This is a genomic window from Caminicella sporogenes DSM 14501 (genome assembly GCF_900142285.1).
Taxonomy (GTDB): Bacteria; Bacillota; Clostridia; order Peptostreptococcales; family Caminicellaceae; genus Caminicella; species Caminicella sporogenes.
The window spans coordinates 82,619-96,128 of sequence record NZ_FRAJ01000005.1 but is presented as its reverse complement, the minus strand read 5'-3'; the positions used below and the strand labels follow the sequence as shown (position 1 = coordinate 96,128).

General features: G+C 28.7%; 30 protein-coding genes. 24 read left to right on the top strand and 6 right to left on the bottom strand.

Going from position 1 to position 13,510, the window contains the following annotated elements; genetic code table 11:
* Positions 1 to 128: 128 nt before the first annotated feature.
* From BUA90_RS03570 to BUA90_RS03560, 3 genes are all read right to left on the bottom strand, one after another.
* Positions 129 to 413: a heavy metal-binding domain-containing protein gene (locus BUA90_RS03570; RefSeq protein WP_072966026.1), complete on the bottom strand. Its 285-nt coding sequence runs from the start codon at positions 411 to 413 to the stop codon at positions 129 to 131.
* A gap of 139 nt (positions 414 to 552) precedes the next feature.
* Positions 553 to 993 carry an FxLYD domain-containing protein gene (locus tag BUA90_RS03565; RefSeq protein ID WP_072966025.1) on the bottom strand — a complete coding sequence of 147 codons (441 nt, stop codon included), beginning with the start codon at positions 991 to 993 and terminating at the stop codon, positions 553 to 555.
* A 373-nt stretch (positions 994 to 1,366) separates the two neighbouring features.
* A complete protein-coding gene (locus BUA90_RS03560) occupies positions 1,367 to 1,639 on the bottom strand; it encodes a V-type ATP synthase subunit I domain-containing protein (RefSeq protein WP_072966024.1) in 273 nt (90 codons plus the stop codon).
* Positions 1,640 to 1,947: 308 nt separating this feature from the next.
* On the opposite strand from BUA90_RS03560, the gene BUA90_RS12685 reads away from it, so the two are divergent.
* Positions 1,948 to 2,070 carry a hypothetical protein gene (locus BUA90_RS12685; protein ID WP_278301875.1) on the top strand — a complete coding sequence of 41 codons (123 nt, stop codon included), beginning with the start codon at positions 1,948 to 1,950 and terminating at the stop codon, positions 2,068 to 2,070.
* A gap of 15 nt (positions 2,071 to 2,085) precedes the next feature.
* Here BUA90_RS12685 and BUA90_RS03555 read toward each other — a convergent pair whose 3' ends face one another.
* Complete coding sequence (locus BUA90_RS03555) at positions 2,086 to 2,505, bottom strand: helix-turn-helix domain-containing protein (protein WP_072966023.1); 420 nt, start codon at positions 2,503 to 2,505, stop codon at positions 2,086 to 2,088.
* Between the two features lie 174 nt (positions 2,506 to 2,679).
* Here BUA90_RS03555 and BUA90_RS03550 point away from each other — a divergent pair, with 174 nt between their 5' ends.
* From BUA90_RS03550 to BUA90_RS03535, 4 genes are all read left to right on the top strand, one after another.
* Positions 2,680 to 2,910, top strand: coding sequence for a helix-turn-helix transcriptional regulator (locus tag BUA90_RS03550; RefSeq protein ID WP_072966022.1), 231 nt, complete (start codon positions 2,680 to 2,682; stop codon positions 2,908 to 2,910).
* Positions 2,911 to 2,996: 86 nt separating this feature from the next.
* Positions 2,997 to 3,167: a hypothetical protein gene (locus BUA90_RS12495; protein ID WP_170139271.1), complete on the top strand. Its 171-nt coding sequence runs from the start codon at positions 2,997 to 2,999 to the stop codon at positions 3,165 to 3,167.
* An 83-nt stretch (positions 3,168 to 3,250) separates the two neighbouring features.
* Positions 3,251 to 3,463: a hypothetical protein gene (locus BUA90_RS03540; RefSeq protein ID WP_072966020.1), complete on the top strand. Its 213-nt coding sequence runs from the start codon at positions 3,251 to 3,253 to the stop codon at positions 3,461 to 3,463.
* 74 nt (positions 3,464 to 3,537) lie between these two features.
* Positions 3,538 to 3,771: a hypothetical protein gene (locus tag BUA90_RS03535; RefSeq protein WP_072966019.1), complete on the top strand. Its 234-nt coding sequence runs from the start codon at positions 3,538 to 3,540 to the stop codon at positions 3,769 to 3,771.
* Positions 3,772 to 3,817: 46 nt separating this feature from the next.
* On the opposite strand, the gene BUA90_RS03530 is transcribed toward BUA90_RS03535, so the two are convergent.
* Positions 3,818 to 4,057, bottom strand: a complete 240-nt coding sequence (locus BUA90_RS03530; RefSeq protein ID WP_072966018.1) for a hypothetical protein — start codon at positions 4,055 to 4,057, stop codon at positions 3,818 to 3,820.
* A 119-nt stretch (positions 4,058 to 4,176) separates the two neighbouring features.
* Here BUA90_RS03530 and BUA90_RS03525 point away from each other — a divergent pair, with 119 nt between their 5' ends.
* The 13 genes from BUA90_RS03525 (at position 4,177) to BUA90_RS03475 (ending at position 10,875) form a co-directional block, all read left to right on the top strand.
* Positions 4,177 to 4,935 (top strand): ORF6C domain-containing protein, encoded by a 759-nt coding sequence (locus BUA90_RS03525; protein ID WP_072966017.1) that lies wholly within the window; start codon positions 4,177 to 4,179, stop codon positions 4,933 to 4,935.
* Between the two features lie 12 nt (positions 4,936 to 4,947).
* On the top strand, positions 4,948 to 5,091 hold the full coding sequence (locus BUA90_RS12355; protein WP_159429989.1) for a hypothetical protein: 144 nt from the start codon (positions 4,948 to 4,950) through the stop codon (positions 5,089 to 5,091).
* Positions 5,091 to 5,246, top strand: coding sequence for a hypothetical protein (locus BUA90_RS12350; protein ID WP_159429988.1), 156 nt, complete (start codon positions 5,091 to 5,093; stop codon positions 5,244 to 5,246). The genes BUA90_RS12355 and BUA90_RS12350 overlap by 1 nt, the downstream gene beginning before the upstream one ends.
* A gap of 105 nt (positions 5,247 to 5,351) precedes the next feature.
* A complete protein-coding gene (locus tag BUA90_RS03520) occupies positions 5,352 to 5,588 on the top strand; it encodes a hypothetical protein (protein ID WP_072966016.1) in 237 nt (78 codons plus the stop codon).
* Positions 5,589 to 5,598: 10 nt separating this feature from the next.
* A complete protein-coding gene (locus BUA90_RS03515) occupies positions 5,599 to 6,531 on the top strand; it encodes a YqaJ viral recombinase family nuclease (RefSeq protein ID WP_072966015.1) in 933 nt (310 codons plus the stop codon).
* Positions 6,532 to 6,544: 13 nt separating this feature from the next.
* Complete coding sequence (locus BUA90_RS03510; RefSeq protein ID WP_072966014.1) at positions 6,545 to 6,856, top strand: hypothetical protein; 312 nt, start codon at positions 6,545 to 6,547, stop codon at positions 6,854 to 6,856.
* 1 nt (position 6,857) lies between these two features.
* On the top strand, positions 6,858 to 7,733 hold the full coding sequence (locus BUA90_RS03505) for a recombinase RecT (protein ID WP_072966013.1): 876 nt from the start codon (positions 6,858 to 6,860) through the stop codon (positions 7,731 to 7,733).
* A gap of 182 nt (positions 7,734 to 7,915) precedes the next feature.
* Positions 7,916 to 8,704 carry a DnaD domain-containing protein gene (locus BUA90_RS03500; protein WP_072966012.1) on the top strand — a complete coding sequence of 263 codons (789 nt, stop codon included), beginning with the start codon at positions 7,916 to 7,918 and terminating at the stop codon, positions 8,702 to 8,704.
* Between the two features lie 10 nt (positions 8,705 to 8,714).
* Positions 8,715 to 9,386, top strand: a complete 672-nt coding sequence (locus tag BUA90_RS03495; protein ID WP_072966011.1) for an ATP-binding protein — start codon at positions 8,715 to 8,717, stop codon at positions 9,384 to 9,386.
* Positions 9,379 to 9,666, top strand: coding sequence for a hypothetical protein (locus tag BUA90_RS03490; protein WP_072966010.1), 288 nt, complete (start codon positions 9,379 to 9,381; stop codon positions 9,664 to 9,666). The genes BUA90_RS03495 and BUA90_RS03490 overlap by 8 nt, the downstream gene beginning before the upstream one ends.
* 24 nt (positions 9,667 to 9,690) lie before the next feature.
* Positions 9,691 to 10,257, top strand: coding sequence for a sigma-70 family RNA polymerase sigma factor (locus tag BUA90_RS03485; RefSeq protein WP_072966009.1), 567 nt, complete (start codon positions 9,691 to 9,693; stop codon positions 10,255 to 10,257).
* A gap of 2 nt (positions 10,258 to 10,259) precedes the next feature.
* The gene (locus BUA90_RS03480; protein ID WP_094756707.1) at positions 10,260 to 10,523 is read left to right on the top strand and encodes a nucleoside triphosphate pyrophosphohydrolase family protein; all 264 of its coding nucleotides are present in this window, start codon (positions 10,260 to 10,262) and stop codon (positions 10,521 to 10,523) included.
* The gene (locus tag BUA90_RS03475; RefSeq protein ID WP_072966007.1) at positions 10,516 to 10,875 is read left to right on the top strand and encodes a RusA family crossover junction endodeoxyribonuclease; all 360 of its coding nucleotides are present in this window, start codon (positions 10,516 to 10,518) and stop codon (positions 10,873 to 10,875) included. The genes BUA90_RS03480 and BUA90_RS03475 overlap by 8 nt, the downstream gene beginning before the upstream one ends.
* A 145-nt stretch (positions 10,876 to 11,020) precedes the next feature.
* Here the strand turns inward: BUA90_RS03475 and BUA90_RS03470 are convergent, their stop codons facing one another.
* Entirely contained in the window at positions 11,021 to 11,401 is a 381-nt protein-coding gene (locus BUA90_RS03470) for a DUF805 domain-containing protein (RefSeq protein WP_072966006.1), read from the bottom strand.
* A gap of 166 nt (positions 11,402 to 11,567) precedes the next feature.
* Between BUA90_RS03470 and BUA90_RS03465 the strand changes: the two genes are divergently transcribed.
* Genes BUA90_RS03465 through BUA90_RS03440 form a run of 6 tightly spaced genes read left to right on the top strand, consistent with a single transcriptional unit; the run spans position 11,568 to position 13,409 of the window.
* A complete protein-coding gene (locus BUA90_RS03465; protein ID WP_072966005.1) occupies positions 11,568 to 11,792 on the top strand; it encodes a type II restriction endonuclease subunit M in 225 nt (74 codons plus the stop codon).
* Between the two features lie 28 nt (positions 11,793 to 11,820).
* A complete protein-coding gene (locus BUA90_RS03460) occupies positions 11,821 to 12,201 on the top strand; it encodes a hypothetical protein (RefSeq protein WP_072966004.1) in 381 nt (126 codons plus the stop codon).
* A 2-nt stretch (positions 12,202 to 12,203) separates the two neighbouring features.
* The gene (locus BUA90_RS03455) at positions 12,204 to 12,422 is read left to right on the top strand and encodes a hypothetical protein (RefSeq protein ID WP_072966003.1); all 219 of its coding nucleotides are present in this window, start codon (positions 12,204 to 12,206) and stop codon (positions 12,420 to 12,422) included.
* Between the two features lie 39 nt (positions 12,423 to 12,461).
* On the top strand, positions 12,462 to 12,686 hold the full coding sequence (locus tag BUA90_RS03450; RefSeq protein WP_072966002.1) for a helix-turn-helix domain-containing protein: 225 nt from the start codon (positions 12,462 to 12,464) through the stop codon (positions 12,684 to 12,686).
* Positions 12,683 to 12,925 carry a hypothetical protein gene (locus BUA90_RS03445; protein ID WP_072966001.1) on the top strand — a complete coding sequence of 81 codons (243 nt, stop codon included), beginning with the start codon at positions 12,683 to 12,685 and terminating at the stop codon, positions 12,923 to 12,925. Before BUA90_RS03450 ends, BUA90_RS03445 begins: the two co-directional genes overlap by 4 nt.
* Positions 12,926 to 12,953: 28 nt before the next feature.
* A complete protein-coding gene (locus BUA90_RS03440) occupies positions 12,954 to 13,409 on the top strand; it encodes a hypothetical protein (RefSeq protein ID WP_072966000.1) in 456 nt (151 codons plus the stop codon).
* Positions 13,410 to 13,510: the final 101 nt, after the last annotated feature.

The window sequence follows — 13,510 nt, the reverse complement described above, 5'->3', positions numbered from 1 at the left end:
ACATCTCTCATAGTTAATATAAAACTTAATTACTGTATTCACTGCTGGAATATGTTTACCAATTTACATCTTTCATAGTTAATATAAAATTTTAGAAATCTTTTATAAAAAGAAGTATTATGTAATAATTATAAAATTTTTACGGCTGTACCGTAAGCAAATATTTCAATTACTTGTTTAGAACCTATTAAACCAGAATCAAGGGCTACACGATATTCAAATAAGCAATTAATAACAGCATTTCCACCAATTTTTTTGCATTCTTGTCTTAATTGTTCTTTAACTTTATTAAAAGCTTTGTTAGGGTCGGCATTTTTAAAAAAACTTTCTTTATGAGAATCCATTGCAAAGATAGTGTCAATAATTTGATAATTGTCTTTTATATCACCTGTTGATATTAGTATATTGTTCATAAAAAACCTCCTTAAGTAGCATTTGTAAAGTAACAATTTATCAAGATTTATTTAAGTATATCAAATAATAATGTTGAAATTTAGAAAAAATTGTCGAATTAACAAAAAAACAAAAGCTGCTATATAAGCAGCTTTACTGTTAAAATCCTGAAATATCTATTATTTGATAACTAGCAGCTTCATCTTCTAAGATTGGAGCTTTGAATTTCCATGTTGCACCGGGAGCTAAATTATTAATGTTATCCATTGTACTTCCTATTTGTGCTCCATCTTTATCATAAATATTAATTTCAACTTGAACGTATCCATATTTTCTATCTGTGTTATTTTTTATTGTTCCAACAACATATTTGGAAAAACTATCAGATTTAATAGTGTGTTCAATTAGTTCTAAATTAGGCTTTTTAGTTTCTTGTTTTGTAGATTCTTCATTATTTTGTACTGGTTGTTTATTAGTTGATGTTTCTTGTATTTCTGTTTTAGGAGTTTCAGTTGAATTATTATCACCACCTCCAGCTATAGCTCCTATAACTACTAAAACAACAAATCCAATTCCTAACCATTTTAAAAATTTTTTCAAATTTATCAACTCCTTTCATTAGTTTCCTTTAAATTATATAAAAATTATTATGTCAAAATCTTGAAAATATTGTCGAACAGACAAAAATTTTTCTTAAAATAAATTATTCGACATTTTATTATCGAATACATGTTCTATTTTTATACAGAAACAAAAAGATAACAGAAAGTATACATACTATAAAGTAGTAAATTACGATATTTATCAACTTTTTAAAACTAATGAAAGTAACAGTGAGGAAACAGTAAGTAAACAGTGCTTGGACATAAACAATAATGAAAATAATATATATTCTTTATTTATTTATAAAGGTGACAGGTCAAAAATTAGAATAGAAACACAATTAAAAAAAATAAACTGAACAAAGTCCAGTTTATTTAATAAGTTTTAACTTAGCAATATCATAAAGATTTTCTTTTGTGACAGCTTCGATAGTATCAAGTTCTTCTTTAATAGAGTTAATACCTTCTGTATTTCTAAATACTTGGTCGTGAGTTACATTAAGTTTTTGTTCAATACGATTTTGACCTTGTTCTAAATTTTCAAGACGTTGGTTAATAGTTTTAATTTCAGCGTCCATTGAATTTAATTTTTTATTAATATTTTTTACTTCATTTAATAGTTGTTGCAATATTTCATTTGACATCATAATCACCCTTTCGTGAATTTACATCTCTCGTAGTTAATATAAAACCAAGTTCTATTTCTTTAATATTTTCTATTTCTTCATTTACATCTCTCATAGTTAATATAACATTTTTGAATAGTATTATAAAGTAACAATTTATCAAGACAAACTTATTAAGATTTATTTAAGTATATCAAAATTTTTATATTTTTACAGAAAATATTTCTAATTTTTATTGAATTTAAAAAAGAGAAATGTTAAAATATAAATAACCGAACATGTATTCGAGTATTCGCCGCTGGGGATTAGTTGAAGGGGGAAATAAGATGAACAAGATATGTGATAATTTGTTAAAATTATTAGTATCAATTAAAAATTTAAAAGATAACGAAATAGATAATTACATAGATAAGTTAATAACAAAAATAAAAAAGCCTAATGAGTTGTAAAAAGCAGGATGATTTTTAATCATCCTGCTTTTTTCGTGTTTTCAGAATTTCTATAGCTGCTTCTTGTCCAAACCTTAATATTTTTTCAAATACATCATTAGGTATAGGAGAATTAGGTTTTATAATTTTTTCTTCTATGAGTTTTTGTTCTAATTTTTTTATGATTTCATTATAAGTTTTATATTTAATATTATTTTTATCTAAATTGCCTTCTACTTTTAGTATACCTTTTCTGTTATTTGTTCTTCCTAGAAGATAATCTAAACTTACATTATATAAACTTGCAAATTTTTTTAAAGTATCATAATCGGGTTTCCTAATATCATTTTCGTAATTAGATAAAGTTGAACGACCAATGCTTAAAATTTTTGCCACTTCTTCAGCAGTTTTTTTGTTTTCTAGTCTTAGTTCTTTTAATCTTTTGCCTAAAGTCATATAAAATCACCTCTTTTTACAATAATTATGTCACAAAAAGAATAGTTTTTAAATATATGTTTCAAAATGAAAAAATATGATAATGATTTAAAAAAAATGTATTGACTTTTTCAAAGTGTGACATTATAATAATAGATAAGAAGTTGCATAATGTGACAAAGAAGGAGGGATAGAATGAATATTAATCTAAAAACTTTAAGGTTAGCGGGAAAAATAAGTATAAAGGATATGGCAAAATTATTAAATATTTCACCGATAACTTATAGCAGAAAAGAAAATGGCAAATATCCTTTTACACAATATGAAATTAACAAAATAATTGATTTTTTTGAAAAACCTTACGAAAAAATTTTTAACACACAACGTCACGAAACGAAACAAGAAGATATAAATAAATTAGCCTAACAATATTATTCCCAAATAAAAATCAATCAAAATCAATCATAGGACAAATTTTTTCTTTCATAAAATTTAGTGAGGAGGTGGAGAGAGTGATAGTTGCTGAATACAAGTTAGGCAATACAACAATAAGAATACATGATGATGCTTATAAAGATAAGACAAAAGAAGATATAGAGAGAATTATAAAGAGAATTGAAGAAATAGGAAGGCGAGCATTGAGTAGAGATGAAAACTATGAAACAGATTCTAACAGAAGCTGAAATAAGACTTCAAAAGATTCAAAGCAGAATTGAAGAGCTCAGAAAAGAAAGAGATGAACTGATTTTGGTAAGGAGGTGAGAAAATGTTTTTCGGACATTTAAGGGAAGATGGATGGAGAGAGAAGCTTCGCCAAAAAGAAGAAAAAAGAATACGACTTCTCAAAGAAGCAACAGAAAGATATTTAAGTGAAATAAAGTCAATTGGTATTAATAGTGAGGATTATGATGACATTAAAAAGTTTTTGAAACATCAAGGGTTGATGGAAGAAGTTAGTAAAGTAATAATAAGAGATTAAACTGAAAGAAGAGAGGAAAACTTTCAAACAAATTTTGACAATACATAAGAATAAGGAAGAAAGGATGAAGAAAGATGAAAAATGATTTTTCAAATGAAGTTATAGAATACAAAAATAAAGTATGTGTTTTTATTAATGCTGTGGAGGAAGAACTGAAATTAGATTTAGATAGTGGAGATAAAGATATGGTTGTAGAAATATTAAATATGTTTAATGAAAATAACTACTTAGTATCAGAAGCTATTAGAGTATTAGAAGCTTGTATAAAAGGATTAAAATTTTGTCCTGTGATTAGATATAAAAGATGAGCCTGAACTTTAATTTAATAATTTTAGATGTTTTAAGTATTTTAAACTATTTTAAAATCGCAATTGAAGAACCTTTTATAGTTCCTTCAATTTTAATTGAGATAAAATCATCTAGGTTTTTACTATTTTCCGAAATTGCTTTATCAATGTTTTTAAGATTATTTAGAGTTTCATTACTTAATTTATAGTCGCAATTAGGACAAGTAATTTGCTCTTTATTAATTAGATATTTACTTTCTATAGGAATTTCAATCCTACATTCAGGACATTTGATTGTATATAACATAGGTTCACAACCTTTCATTGAAAATAAAGTTCAGGCTCAAGAAAATTTTACTACAGTTTCATATTTCTACAGGAAGGAACGAAACCCTTTATACAAATTTCGACAAGGAGGGAATACAAATGAAAAATTTACAGATTATTAAAAGCGAAAAGTTTGGGAATGTAACATGTGATTTTTATCGAGGAAATAATAATGAAATATTTATGACTGCAGAACAGTTAGGACAAGCATTAGATTATTCAAATCCTAGAGTAAGCATTGGAACTTTAGTAAACAGAAACGAATATCTTAAAAATAAAGAGTTTTCTTCCGTAATCAAATTGATTACGGAATCAGGAACTAGAGAAACAAGAGTATTTACCGAAGATGGTATTTACGAAGTAACAATGTTAGCAAAAACAGAGAAAGCTAAAAAATTTAGAGCATGGGTTAGAAAAATATTAAAGAGTTTAAGAACTGGACAAGCTCAATTAATTTCAACAACAGGTGTACAAGCTATTAAATTAGTTAATCAACAAGTTGGCATGTTAGTTAATGAAATTGAAGATATTCAAAATAGAGTAGCACATCTTGAAGATAACATGACGATTGACTTTGGACAGCAAAAACAGCTACAGGATATAGCAAAGAAAAAAGCTATAGAAGCTTTAGGAGGAAAAAATACACCAGCTTATAAGAGCAGGAGTATAAGAACAAAGACCTTTTCAAGTGTATGGAAAGATTTTAAAGACTATTTTCAAATTGACAGCTATAGAAATACTCTTAAAAAAGACTTTGAAAAGGCTAAACAGTATCTTGAAAGTTGGCAAGCACAAGGAAAATTATTAAGAGAAATTGAGGATTGTAATAATCAAATTCAATTTCAAGAAGTTAGTTAGGGGAGGACAAGCATGACCGATATTAGCAAAATTAGAAAATTATTAGTTGTAATGAGGAGTTTAGCATTTTATTTAACTGATGAAGAAATTAGTGAGATAGGTTTAATACTTAAAAAAGCTATTGAAAGATTAAAAAAAGAACAGGAGGTAAATTGATGAAAAAAGAGCTAAATGATTTAAAAGCAAATTGGTATGCATTATTTATTTGCCTTAACAGCAATTGTACTGTAGATAAAGCTTTGTCAAAAATGGGTTTAAAACAAAGACGGAAAAGAGGTGAAAAGAATGAAAATCATACTTTTCAAAGGTAAAGTTAGGGAGCTTAGAACTAGATTAGCAAAAACAAAAAAGAGAGCCTAAAATTGGCCCACAAAAAATATACAACCGATTTTATTATACCACAAAGGAGTGGAAATATGAACAAGAAAGAGATAATCGAGAGGATAGAAGAACTTAAAAACATGAATAAGGCATTTGAATTACTTACTGATGATAGAGACGAGGAAGAGCTCTTGACAGAATTAGAAGGATTAATTGATGAAGTGATATTTTTCTACAATGAGAAATTAGACGAGCTGGAAGGAACAGTTGATATAGACCAAGGCTTTGAATATCAAATGGCCATTCGTGAGAATGTGGCTCATAGGATGTAGGAGGGATAATATGCAAGCTAATGTTTTAGTAAATACTTTAAATATAGACTATAAAGAATGGTTGAAACATAGACAAAAAGGGATTGGTGGAAGTGACGCAGGAGCTATTTGTGGTATGAATCCTTGGAAAAGTCCAATAGCAGTTTATTTAGATAAAATTGGTGAGTCAGAACCAGTAGAGGATAACGAAAGAATGAGAATAGGTAGGGACTTAGAAGATTATGTGGCTAAGAGATTTTGTGAAGCAACAGGATTAAAAGTAAGACGTAAAAATGCAATACTACAGCACCCTAAATATTTATTCATGTTAGCAAATGTAGATAGGCTTATAGTTGGTAGAGATGAAGGATTAGAGTGTAAAGTTACAAATTCCTATGCTAAGAAGGAATGGGAAGAAGAAATACCACCACACTATGAAATTCAATGTCATCATTACATGATGGTTACAGGTTATAAGGCTTGGTGGATAGCAGTATTAATCGGTAATGAAAAGTTTATATATAAGAGAATTGAACGTGATGAAGATATTATCACTAGTTTAATGCAAATAGAATATAATTTCTGGCACCATCATGTATTACCTAGAAAGATGCCTGCTCCAGATGGTTCTAGTGCAGCAGCAGAGATAATCAAAGAAATGTATCCAACATCTAAACCTGAAAGCATTATTGAACTTAGCTCTAAAAAATTTGAAAGTAAACTTCAAAGACTAGATGAAATAAAAGAGTTAATGAGTAAGTTAGATGAAGAAAAGAAGAAGATAGAGCAGGAAATACAAGTCGAAATGGGAGAAAACGAACTAGCTCTAATTGGAGACAGAAAGATAACATGGAAAACTGTCAGTTCAAATAGATTTGATTCTAAGAGTTTTAAAAAAGATTATCCAGACTTATATAATCAGTACACTAAGAAAAGTTTGTATAGAAGATTTCAGATTAAATAGGAGGTTATGAAAGATGTTAGAAGATGCAAAAGTAACTATTAGCCTTAAAGATTTAGATATGCTTAGAAATGCTTATAAAGAACTTGAAGCTATAAAAAATAAAATTGCTGGGGCAATAATTGTAAGAGAAATTCCAAATGGAGAAAAAGAACCTTTTCCTATTATTGAACTTAACGTTGACTTATATGAAATTGATGATTTGGTTAAAGATTATTTTGCATGGCGCAAAGAAAAATATGACTGGATTGATGATGTATACAGTAATTATGAGATTAAAACAAAATATGCTTATTTTGAATTAGTTAATTTAGAGGAGGATGAATAATATGGCAAGTAGTAAAGTTAAAAATGCATTAGTAAATAGAGCAAATAAAGAAGTTAGTAGTAACAAACCTAAGACAATTAAGGACTGGATTAAGGTTATGGAGCCTGAAATAAAAAAAGCACTACCTTCTGTAATAACTCCTGAAAGATTTACAAGAATGGCTCTAACTGCAATAAGTGTAAATCCAAAATTAGCTGAATGTACTCCTAAAAGTTTTATGGGAGCTTTAATGAATGCAGCACAGTTAGGACTTGAACCAAATACACCATTAGGACAAGCTTATCTAATTCCTTTTAAAAATAAAGGGATTATGGAAGTTCAATTTCAACTTGGTTATAAAGGGCTTATTGATTTAGCTTACAGAAGTGGGGAGTTTGCAAACATCTATGCTAAAGAAGTTTATGAAAATGATGTGTTTGAATATGAGTTTGGACTAGAACCTAATTTAGTTCATAAACCTGCCACAAAAGATAGAGGAGAAGTTATAGCTTATTATGCAGTATTTAAGCTAGTTAACGGTGGTTTTGGATTTGAGGTAATGAGCAAAGAAGATATTATAGCTCACGCTAAAAAGTATAGCCAGAGTTACAATAGCAAATATAGCCCATGGACAAATAATTTTGATGAAATGGCAAAGAAAACTGTACTTAAAAAAGTTTTAAAATATGCTCCAATCAAAGTAGAGTTTGTAAGGCAAGTAACAGAAGACGGAACAATTAAATCTAATATAGCAGAAAATATGTCAGAAGTACCAAATGAAAACGTATTTGAAGCTGAATATACAGTTGAAGATGCAGATGATGTAAATGAAGCTTCTGAACAATTAGAAGGTCAACAAACTATTGATGACCTTAAAGGAACACCATTTCAACAGTAGGTGATTGAAGATGCAAAGACCAGATTTAATTAGGCTTGAGAGGGGACAAGCTCCCCTCAGAGCTAAAAAAATTACAATCAAAAAATTGAGTATATTTTCACTAATATTAGTATTGGTATTAATAGTTATTTATATACATATAAATTAGACCTCAAGATTTAAAAAAGAGTGGTGATAGTAGTTTGAACTATATCAAAGAGCTTAGAGAGTTCTACGATTGGCTCATGTATAATTCTTTATCAACAGGTGCAATTGCTTTATGGCATGCTCTTATGGCCATAAACAATAAGGCAGGCTGGATTGAAGAATTTACTGTGGCCAATATAGTACTCCAAAGCATGACAGGATTATCAAGACAAGGATTAGATAAAGCAAGGAATATGTTAGTACAAAAATCATTAATTGAATATAAAAAAGGCAAGGGTAATCAAGCAGGAAAATATAGACTAATTCCATTTGAGTGTCAAATAGTAGGCACAAATGTAGACATAAATGTAGACACAAAAGTGGCACAAATGATTACACAAAAAGGGCACAGTAGTAGCACATTAAATAAACTAAACATAAACAAAAACAATAATAAACATCAACAACAACAAAAAGGGACCGAGCAGGAAAGTGAATCGTTAACTAACAATGATTTTAAAAAAATAGTTGATATATTTAACAAAAATATTCATCCAATTGCACCACTTGAAGGTGAAATATTATCCGAGTGGTTAAAGAAAGTCGAAGCAAGTGTAATTATTGAAGCAATTAGAGAATCTGTAAAAAGTGGGGTTAGAAATATCAAATATATTGAGAAAATACTTCAAAGTTGGCATAGTAACGGATTAACTACAAAAGAAGCCGTAATAGCTCATTTAAGGGATTACCAGGATAAGAAAAATAAAGGGAAAGTAGTGCCAATGAAAATTGAAACTTATGACGATAAAGAGGACCTTTACAAACAGTATGAGGGATTATGGTGAGGTGAGTTAAATGGAACAATTTGATTATGATAAATGGCTTAGGGATTTAATACAAAAAAACGAGGAAGAAGCTAAAAAAGAACTTGCAAAACGAGAAATAAAGAAGCGTGAAGAGCTTATTAACAACAGTGGACTTGGCAAGAGATTTAAAAAAAGAACTTTTGATTTATTTAAAGTCAATAAGGATAACGAGGAAGCTTACAAAAAATCTTTGGAATTTATACAAAATTTCAAAGAAAGAGAAAAAGGGCTCATATTTGTTGGTCCTTATGGAACTGGGAAGACACACCTAGCAGCAGCTATTGCTAATAAACTTATGGGAAATTTATATTCTGTTATCTTTGGAAACATCACTGATATTATAACTAGAATTAAATCTACTTACAACTATAGGTCAGAAATAACAGAAGGTGATGTAATAAGAATTTTGACTGAAGTAGATTTATTGATACTTGATGATTTAGGAAAAGAAAATGCGACTGAAAACACATCATCACTAATTTATCAAATAATCAATAGAAGGTATGAAGATGAAAAACATTTAGTTGTTACAACCAACTTAAGAAGTGGAGATTTGGCAGCAAAATTAGGTGAAAAAGGCAAAGCAATCGTATCAAGACTATCTGAAATGTGTGAACCGGTTGTGATGAACGGGAGAGACTGGAGGATGAAAAATGTCTAGAAAGATAAATTGTCCTATATGCCTAGACCAAGGAGTTGTGCTTTACAAGAAAAAAATCGGAGATTATATATACGAATTTGCAGCTCATTGTACATGCTCTAATGGTAACAAATACAGGTATGATGGGCAATCTTGTGATAAAAGAAAAAGTGAGTATTACATGCCAAGCATAGCAGAAGAATTTGATGTAAAAGAGCTTGCGAAAGAAAATTTAAGTTTATTTATAGATAAATACGGAACAGAGAAAACGAGAAAGATGTTTAGTCTTATCGAAAAGTAAGATGTCAAAAAAGGTGTGAAGATTATGAAGCGAATTAAGGTTAATGAAAATCTTTATAAAGAAATGACGTTTGAAGAAATAGCTGAAAAATATGAGCCTTTAATCGGGAAATTGATAACACCATTTATAAAACAATATGAATATCAATATGAATATGATGAACTTTTTCAAATTGGCTTAATAGGTCTTTGGAATGCTTACAAAAGCTATAAACCTGAAAGAGATATTGGATTTGGATATTATGCAAAATTTGTAGTTAGAAATGAAATATTAAAATTTGTTAAGAGAAGTCAAAAGAAATTAGTTGTATTAAGTTATAATTCTTTAATTTATAGTAATAGAGAAAACAGAGAGATTGAATTTTTAGATTTATTTGATAGTAGCTTTGATTTAGATAAAAAGATAATCAATATTCTAAAGATTGAAAGAATTAAAAACAAAATTAAAAATATGCCAGAAAGAAAACAAAAAATTATAAAATTATATTTTAGCGGTTATACACAGCGACAAATTGCTAATGAAGTTGGTATTGCTCAGTCTAAAGTAAGTAGGCATATTAAAAAGATTTTAAAAGAATTAAAGGGGGCGTAAAGTTGGACATATATGCAGAAGCTATTGAGGTTTTTGGGAAGGAAATTCAACTTATAAAGGCAGTTGAAGAACTTTCAGAGCTACAAAAAGAAATTTGTAAGTTTCTTATTAGCAGAACGGGCAATGTTGAAGAAGAAATTGCAGATGTAAAGATAATGATTAAACAGCTAGAAAAAATTTTCGATAAAAAATCTATTGATAAATGGGAAAGTGAGAAAATAAATCGTTTTGGTATGGTTATACAGGTGGTGAGGGCTAGTGAATGAAGTAAAAATAATTATATTTGATATACCACCATCTAATAACAAATATATGGGGAATAGCCATTCCTTCCATGAATATCGAGTAGAAAAACAAAAATGGGAGTGGTTAGTTAGGTCAGCAATTAAAAAGCGTCCTAATAGGCCATTTAAAAAGGCTGAGGTTATAATTGAGTATTTCTTTGGTGATAGAAAAAGAAGAGATCCAGATAACTATTCAGGAAAGTTTTTGCTAGATGGATTAACTAAGTGTGGGATTTTAGAGGATGATTCATTTGAGAATATACAGCTAAATTTAAAAGGGAACTATGATAAGAAAAACCCTAGAACGGAAATCACTGTAAAGGAAGTGAACTAATTGGAAAACTGCTGAAGAAGTAATGCATTGGTGGATATATGAACGGTAGGAAAAATAAGAGTTAACTATCAATAATAAATTAAAATGTTAGTACAAAAAAAGAAATTGCCTACATGACAACTTCTTAATCATATTAATCATAACTTCATTCGAGAGGTGCTTCACCATATTTATTAGAGCCTTCAGTTCCTCTTATTAATAATAAAGACACTTGAAATACCATTAAAAAAGGAAGAAAGTTATAGTTAGGTGTAATTACATGAAGAAAAACAATTACAAATGGAACCAAAATAACTTTTCCTGAAATATTGATATCATGTAAACGTTGTATTGATTTACAAATAAGAATTATGCTTAAAGGTGTATGAAGAACAAGAACAATTAATGCTAACAATATTTTATCAGCTAAAAAAACATTATATAAAATTTGAAGAAATATTATTGGAATACCTACAAATAGTTGATACCAAAAATAATTCATTCTGCTAATACGACCTTTAAAAGAGAAAGCTTCTTTAATATCCATAGGGACACCACCTAAAAATATTATTAATTGGTAAATTATAACATAATTTAGGAACAAATACAAGTAACTAAATGATTACACTTAAATAAGATTTTGCGAGGTGAATATTAAGATTTAATTATCAATCGAGAATTAAGATATTAATGCTGAAAGGAGGATGTTAATTATGAAATATAAAACCATAACAGGGAAAATAATTGATACTGATAAACAAGATGTCTACTGTCCCTTATGTGGAGAACTAATTTCTAAAGAAGATATAAATAATGGCAGTATATATAAAAATGGTATAGACAATCCCGAAACAAGTGAGTGCTGGTGCGAACTTTGGCATATAGAATGTGCTGAAATTGAAGAAGAATACGAAAGAGAATATGGTTATCGAATGTAACTAAAATAAGATTTTGTGAGGTGAATATATGTTTGAGTTATGTTTTTTTAGAACTAAAACCATGCGATTGAATAACCCCCTAAAACTAACTCAAGAGCAAATCAACAAATTAGCAGAGCTGTGTTTCGGTTCGTCTTGGGGAGACAATAGAATTGAAGTTGTGGCATGGGATGAAAGCAAAACAAATTATAATTTTGCAATTGTAAAATATGACGTAAAACTAGACGGTCGTGAAATTGAAAGATACCATACACAGTTTTTAATAACAGACAGAGGTTTTAAAATTGTTTACAGAAACCCTGCGTCAAACCTAAAATACGCCAATGCAAATCCCTATACTATCGAAGAAATGTTAACAATTAAAAACTATTTAAAGGAAGTTGGTATACTAGAGGAAAGTGAGGGGTAAAGATGATTAATGAAATAATAAAAGATGTTTTAAGTTGCAATCATATTCAAACTAGACCAATTGAAAATTTTACAATAGAACAATTAAAGGAATTAGCAAATAAGGCAGAAGAAAATAATTTATTGATAACAATAAGTGCAGAATATAGCAATTTTCATCAAGGGGTATTAGTAAACTTAGTAAGAAAAGATATAGCAGAAAAATTATTACAATATCTTTAGTGTTGTTAAAATAAGATTTAGTCGGAAGTTGGTGAGAATATGAGTTATTTTAATCCAATAGTAAGATATCAACCCAAAATAGAAGAAGTAGATTTTATAGTTCCGGAAAGGATTAGAGAAGCATGTAGATATAGAGGATACACGTACAAAGAAGCAGCTAAGTTATGCGACATACCTGAAAAAGAATTTGGAAGAATGGCAAATGGACATAAGGATATACCTGATGAGTACATCTTTTTATTAAAAATTAAGGAGGATAAGTGACGAAAATGATAAAATGTATAAAAAATTTTATAATACCAATAGTTAATGATGATGGATTTGATACAGGCGAATATAAAGTTGTAAAAATGGGAAGTAAGTGGACTATTAATGATGATGAAGGTGATTTTAGACTTATTGGTGGAGACATTAGACTTGTGTCTATTGATAGTGATACCGATTTAGCTTGGATTGAAATATGCAAAGAAACATTTGAAGAATATTTTGACATTATACGTTAGATTAAAGCTGAAACAAAGGGGGCATAAGATGAACTACTATAAAGCAACAGAAAAATTCTTGTATAACTATAAATTTTTAAAAATTAGCATAGAAAACATGGAAACAGAATTGAAAGAATTAGAACCTGTAGGAGCAACTGCTATTAACTACGAAAACGAAAAGACTGGTATTACATATAAGATTAATAAAACTGTTGAAAATGAAGCACTACACATAATAAGTCAAAAAGAGATTTTGAAAAATAGAATTGAGAAAACTAAAAGATTAGTAAATAGAATAGAAAAAGCATTAGAAACATTAAATGATTCAGAAAGGAAGATAATAGAAAAAAGGTATTTTGAAACTAAACAATGGTTTGAAATAGCTTATGAAGCTAAGTATAGTGAATTTTGGTGTAGAGAGATAAAAAATAGAGCTATAAATAAGTTAGCAGTTGCATTATTTGGTGTAGAAGCAATTGAAGTTGAGCCAGTTGCTAAATAGTTGCGTTTTAGTTGCTTTACTTAAGAAATTTAGTTGTGATAAGTTTAAATTAGAGAGCTTAGTGATATATTCACTGCTATAGTAAAGGCACCCATACAGGG